General features: G+C 45.7%; 5 protein-coding genes. All 5 read right to left on the minus strand.

The window, feature by feature from the left end; genetic code table 11:
- On the minus strand, window positions 1–1,837 hold a 1,837-nt coding region (locus tag Q0200_RS05250), incomplete at its 3' end, for an STT3 domain-containing protein (RefSeq protein ID WP_297938633.1).
- Window positions 1,827–2,954 (minus strand): glycosyltransferase, encoded by a 1,128-nt coding sequence (locus Q0200_RS05255; RefSeq protein WP_297938636.1) that lies wholly within the window; start codon window positions 2,952–2,954, stop codon window positions 1,827–1,829. The genes Q0200_RS05250 and Q0200_RS05255, both read right to left, overlap by 11 nt.
- Window positions 2,951–3,928 carry a glycosyltransferase family 2 protein gene (locus Q0200_RS05260; protein ID WP_297938639.1) on the minus strand — a complete coding sequence of 326 codons (978 nt, stop codon included), beginning with the start codon at window positions 3,926–3,928 and terminating at the stop codon, window positions 2,951–2,953. Before Q0200_RS05260 ends, Q0200_RS05255 begins: the two co-directional genes overlap by 4 nt.
- A gap of 1 nt (window position 3,929) precedes the next feature.
- Window positions 3,930–4,994: a glycosyltransferase gene (locus Q0200_RS05265; RefSeq protein ID WP_297938642.1), complete on the minus strand. Its 1,065-nt coding sequence runs from the start codon at window positions 4,992–4,994 to the stop codon at window positions 3,930–3,932.
- 93 nt (window positions 4,995–5,087) lie between these two features.
- The gene (locus tag Q0200_RS05270; protein ID WP_297938645.1) at window positions 5,088–5,843 is read right to left on the minus strand and encodes a glycosyltransferase family 25 protein; all 756 of its coding nucleotides are present in this window, start codon (window positions 5,841–5,843) and stop codon (window positions 5,088–5,090) included.
- Between the last annotated feature and the right edge of the window lie 35 nt (window positions 5,844–5,878).

The following is a 5,878-nucleotide window of genomic DNA, read 5'->3' on the forward strand; positions in this document are numbered from 1 at the left end:
TGGCGTTGTAATCCTTTATCATCTGGTTTAAATTTAACCCGAATCTCTCGCTAAAATTTCGCTCGGTGTACTCGACCTCTAGGCGCGCCATATTTGCCGACATGCGTTGATTGCTAGCTAGCGCGAAGCTCACGGCGAAATTATCCCTGCCCAGGTGCTTGCCGCCGTCGATGAGAGTCTTGACGTCCGCGTAGTAGCGGATCGGATAGCCGTAGTCCCACCACGCTAACACGTAGTCCTCGCGCCCCGCGATCTTGTGTAGCTTATCTAGGCTCTCTACCTCGCTTTTGGCAAAAACCGTGCCGACTTTGTAGCCGTAAATATGCTCAAGACACGGCATCAAGGATAGCGCGGCGATACAAAAGACGCAAATTTTTTCTAAAAGCGCGTGTTTTTTGAGCGAGCTTAGGCCTGAGACCATAAAATAAGCCGCCCCGCAAATAAGCGCCGCCGCCGCAAGTGTGGCTAGATATACGCCAAAGCTCGCCTCGCCGTCAAAATTTGGCGCAAAAACGGGAGATTTACCGTGCGAAAGGCTGTAATATTTATCAAAATATAAAAAGAAAAACGCGAAAAATGCCGCAACGCAAACGGTGCAAAATTTGTCTAAAATTTTATCTTTTTTAAAAAAACTCACGCAAAGCGCCGCAAAATATCCAAATCCTATCGCCATCACGGGCACCGAGTAGATCGTAAACCTAAGCCCGCCTTTTAGCGCCAAAAAACCAAGTAGCAGCATCGGAAGCGCGAGTAAAAAGGAGCGAAATTTAAGACAAAGCGCCGCGACTCCTACGAGTGATAAAGCAAAAGTAACGATATGACCGCTGATACGCTTAGCAAAGGCGTTTATCGACTCAAACTCAAACGAATAATCGCTCATTTCCATTATCGTTTTATTTACGTTATAAAAATGAAAAACCGGCTCGCTACTCTCGGAAACTCCGCGAAATATGTAAAATTTAAGCTGAAATAAAATTTGATTTAACCCGCCGCTAAAGCCCAAAAGCGCGACGGCTAAAGCAAGGCAAGCCGCGACAGAGCGCTTATCCCAGATCTGCGGACGAAATCTCATCGCTAGATAAAGAGCGACCGCAAGCGCGCTTTTAGCGTAAAAATCAATATACGTAAGCGCTACTATCATCAAAATAGCGGCCTCGTAATTTAGCGCGTTTTTTCTATCAAAAATCAAAGTATAGAGTAAAAAAGCGCCCAGCATCGCAAAATTTAGCGAGTACGAGCTGGGATACCACCAGTCGTTTATCAGGATAAAAATCGGGATAAAAATAAGGTCGTTTACGTTTTTTTTCTGCGCGAGGCGTATCATCGCCCAGACGCTAAATGCAGGCAACACGATCGTGAGCATATCGGTGTCGTAGTAGCCGGCCATCGTGCGGTTGTAGTAGCTGTTTGCGATGCTAGCTAGCAGCGCCGCCGCAAAGCCCGCGCCGGACATCTCGTACTCTTTGGCTATCAAAATCACGGGAATAACGATAAGCGAGCTAAAAAACACGCTCATATAAAGCAAAATACTCTCGAAGCTAAAAGGTAAAATTTGATACAAAAAATACGTAAGCGTCGGCATCGAACGGCCGTAGTAGCTAAGGTCGTTCGGCTGATGAAAACCAGCCAGCATATCCCTTGCGCCCTCGGCAAATGCGTAGCCGTCGTTTGTGCTGATCATCAGCTGATCGTTCCAGAAAAAGTGCTGATACTCGCCCGCCCAATACACCCAGTACAGCCTACAAACCACGCTAAAAATAAACGCCGCAAGCATCAAAAATAAAGTCTGTTTTGAAAATTTAAATTTATCCAAGAGTCCCGAAATTTTACTCGCCATTTTCACCCTCTAAGTATCCTATGAGCTGCGCCGCGACGGCATTTTTATCAAATTTTACTACACGGCCGTACGCTCTTTTTTCATAATCTTGCCTTAAATTTTCATCCTCAAGCGCTCGCCTCATCGCAGTCTCCATCGCTTTTTCGTCGTCAACGGGCACGAGGATGCCGTATTCATCGTCGCCCAGAAGCTCCCTAGCGCCGCTTTTATGATCGGTGGAGATAATAAATCTCTCGCAAGCAAGCGCCTCTAAAAGCACGTTCGAAAAGCCCTCAAACCGCGAAGCGCAAACGAAACACTGCGCGTTTTTGATAAATTTAAACGGATTTTTATCCGTGCCTAGCAGCTTTACTCGCTCGCCTACGCCAAGTTCGTAGATCAAATTTTGAAGCTCGCCTTGCAAAGGGCCTTTGCCAAGGATCCCAAGCGTCGCGCGCTCGTCTTTTAAATTTGCGATTATTTTTATTAACATCGCTTGATTTTTACCGCTATCAAGCCGCCCGATATTTAGAAAAAACGGCTTAAATTTACCCCCTAACGGCTCGTTTGCAAGAGTCTTTATCGCAGCCAAATCGACCGCGTTATATAGCACCTTAGTTTTTGCGGCGTCGCAGCCGAAATTTCGCACGAGATCATCGGCGTTTCCCTGCGCGTTAGCTAGGATAAGATCGGCCCTAGGATAGAGCGCCTTAACTAAAATTCTATTGGCAAATCCGCTAAGTCCACTTTTATAGATGACCGACGGACAGCTGCGCTCGCTTATCACCATCCGTCCTTTTACTCCGGCGATCCTTGCTAAAAGCGCGATATAACAAGGCCGGTTCATTAAGACAAAATGCAGGTCGATAGCCAAATCGTCGCAAAGTTTTTTATAATTTAAGGCTAAAAACGGAAACAAAAGCCCCAATCGAAAAAGCTTTTTTACGCCGCTTTCATAAGGATCCGAGCGCTCAAGGAAGTGAATTTTAACCGCACTTGGTATCTCGTAGGCTACGACCTCGCTCATCAAAACGAGATGAACTTCGTATTTTTCGCACAGAGCCGGGAGCAAATTTGAAACCACGCGCTCCGCGCCGCCCGGTCCCATCGAGTAGAGGAAAACGGCTAATTTTTTCATTCGCCGTGCGTTTTTTTGTATATCCAAACGCGAATTTTAGTTAAAAACAAAATCATAGACTTTGGAAACGGGCTTAAAATCAGCATCGCCAGCGCTTCTTTGGTAAATTTAAATTTGAGGCTTTTAAAAAGATATTCGTACATTTTTTTGTATTCGCCGCCAAATTTAGCATAATACGCCGCCATTTTATATAAGATCGCGATATGAGCATCGTTTACGCGAAATTTAGGCTCGGCCGAATTTGCGTTGCTTGCTTGCTCGTTTTTCTCGGCGATCTTTTGCAAAATAAGCTCCGCAGTCATCGCGTAGCCTTTCATTATGCAAAGCGGGCGTTTAAACGAGTTTATCGTGACGCTGTCGCTGCGGTGAAAGCGGTAAATACGCACCGCATCGTGCAGATAGTAAGCAGGAAAGTCAAAAAGATAGATCCAAAGCGTATTTTCGCTACCGTAAAGCCCCTTTTCAAAGCGCCTCTGACCGATCGCATCTCGGCGAAACATTATCAAAAACTCGCCCGTTATCTTGCCGTCGTAGTAGTCTTGCGGCGAAATTTCCCCGCTTTTATTTAGTCCAAATCCCGAAAATTTCGTCGTCGGCTCGCCGTCGATCTCAAAATAACAGTTCGCCCATACGCTAGCATACCCCTGCTCTAGTACGGCCGCCATCTTGCTTATAGCGCCTTCTATCAGCAAGTCATCGTCGTCTAGTATCACGAAAGCATCGCCGCTAGCGTGATCAAAGCCGTTGTTTTTATTGCCGTTTGGACCGCGGTCGTAGGTTTGGTTTAAGACGTATTTTACGTTGTCAAATTTAGCGACGTAACTTTGCGCAAGCTCGCGCGTACCGTCATTCGAGTTATCGTCGCTGATTATGATCTCTTTATTTTCGTAGTCTTGAGCTAGCGCGCTTTTTAGGGCGGCTTCAAAAAGCTCTTTGCGGTTGTAAGTTGGGATTATTATGCTTACTTTTAGCATTTTAGTTCTTTATATTTTGCGTGATAAAATCCATCCACTTTTGATAAATTTGATCGGTTTTAAAGGCGTTTTTGCGCTCGTTGGCGTTTTTTACCAGCTCTTGCCTAAGCTCCTCGTCGCGCATCAAGAGTTCGATTTTACTTCCGAGCGCTTTTACGTCGTCTATCGGTACTAAAAATCCGTCCTTGCCGTCCTCGATGAGCTCTTTTGCGCCGCTTGTAGCAGTCGCCACCCTAGCGCAGTTAAAAAATACGCTCTCGATTAAAACGTTTGGCAAGCCCTCGGTTTTGGAGCTTGAGACTAAAATTTTAGACCTTTCGTAAAGCGAAGCTACGTCGCTTGTTTGCCCGATAAATTCGGCGTTTAGATGCAGTTGCTCGTGCGCGATAAGCTCTAGCCTTTGCCTCTCTTCGCCCGCACCCGCTATCACGATTTTCCAGTCTTTTAAAAGCTCTTTATCGACTAAACTCATAGCCTTTAAAAATACGTCGCAGCCCTTAAGCGAGATAAGGCGACCGACGAAAAGGATGATATTTTCCTTCGGCAAGCCCTGTTTTTTGGCTTCAAACATCGGATTATACATCACGGTTTTATTTTTTACGAAGCTATAGTACTCGTAGTCCTCTTTCGTAAGTACCGTGAGTCCGCTAGCTAGCGGATAGAGCATGCGGCGTAAAAACAGCCAGCCGCGCCCTTTGAAAAAATCGGCGCTTGAATGCTCGCTGATAAAAAGCGGCTTACCGATAAATAAATTCGACAAAATCACGTTGATATTGGTGCTGTCCATCGAGGAGATAACGACGTCAAAGCCGCCGTTTTTGATCAAATTTCGCTGATAAAAAAACTTTTTCACGCGCCTGATTAAATTTGCGAAAAAACCCTTTTTCACCATCGGGAAAGGCAGATCGATCAGCTTTATCCTCTCGTCTAGCTCGTAAAACGGCGGTTTGGTGTCAAATTTTAAAAGCGTTACGTCGTGAAATTTCGCAAAATAGCTCGCCAGCAAGCTCATCACGCGCTCGGCGCCGCCTGCTTGCAGGGTCGAAATTATAAATAAAACCTTCATTCTCTCTCCAAATTTTAATCGATGCGCGAAAATTTAATAAATCTTCAAAATTATTGATTTTATAAATTTTGAGCTTTATAATCGCTTAGTTTCCTATCTTTTAAATATCCGCTCATAGCCTAAAATTGCCGATTCAAAGCGCGTTGCGGCGACATATTTTAAGCTGTTTAGGCGAGCTAGCGGAGGGACCTTTACCTGCGCTCTTTGCACCCGCTCGGCTTGGATATTTGAGTCTGTTAGATCGGTTGGATGTGCGAAAATATCACTAAAATACATTTTTAAGCCGTTTTGCAAAAGCAAAATTCGCCAAAAATCAGCCACGCAAAGCGCCTTTTTGTGCGTTTGCAAGATCTTTTCCGCCGCGCGCCTATCAAGCACGTAAGCAGCCGCTCGGTAAATCGTGCCGTAAGAGCGCTTTGAGACTAGCCAAAAATCTTCCTCCAGCTTTTTACCAAATGCGCTAAATCGCCCTTCCAGTCCGTCTTGCGCGCCGCAAATGAGCACCGAGCCCTCGTGCATCTTTGCAGCCGTTTCAAACGCCTTTTTCACGCCGTCCTCGTCTCCGATAACGTCGTCTTCTAAAATGAGCGCAAATTTGGCGTCGCTTTTTAAAAACTCCTCGTAAGCGCGCGCGTGAGAGAGCGAGCAACCGACCTCGGACGGGCTTAATAGCCTGCCGTAAGCCTCAAGGCTAGCTAACGCGTAGCCGTAATACTCCTTTGCGCTCATCGCCCTACCGTCGGTCGCTTCGACGAGCTTAAATTCGCCGTAGTTTTTAAACCGCTCTTTTAGCTTTTCACGCCGCGCCTCGTCGCTTTTTAGCGAAATAACGAATACTAAATTTTTCATCTTTTAAACTTCGATTTGATTTTATTTATCATGAT

The sequence above is a fragment of the uncultured Campylobacter sp. genome, assembly GCF_938045225.1.
GTDB lineage: Bacteria > Campylobacterota > Campylobacteria > Campylobacterales > Campylobacteraceae > Campylobacter_A.

Bases quoted from the DNA above. Each gene is read 5' to 3' on its own strand.
- Q0200_RS05255 (WP_297938636.1), bottom strand. From the start codon at position 2,954: ATGAAAAAATTAGCCGTTTTCCTCTACTCGATGGGACCGGGCGGCGCG.
- Q0200_RS05260 (WP_297938639.1), bottom strand. From the start codon at position 3,928: ATGCTAAAAGTAAGCATAATAATCCCAACTTACAACCGCAAAGAGCTT.
- Q0200_RS05265 (WP_297938642.1), bottom strand. From the start codon at position 4,994: ATGAAGGTTTTATTTATAATTTCGACCCTGCAAGCAGGCGGCGCCGAG.
- Q0200_RS05270 (WP_297938645.1), bottom strand. From the start codon at position 5,843: ATGAAAAATTTAGTATTCGTTATTTCGCTAAAAAGCGACGAGGCGCGG.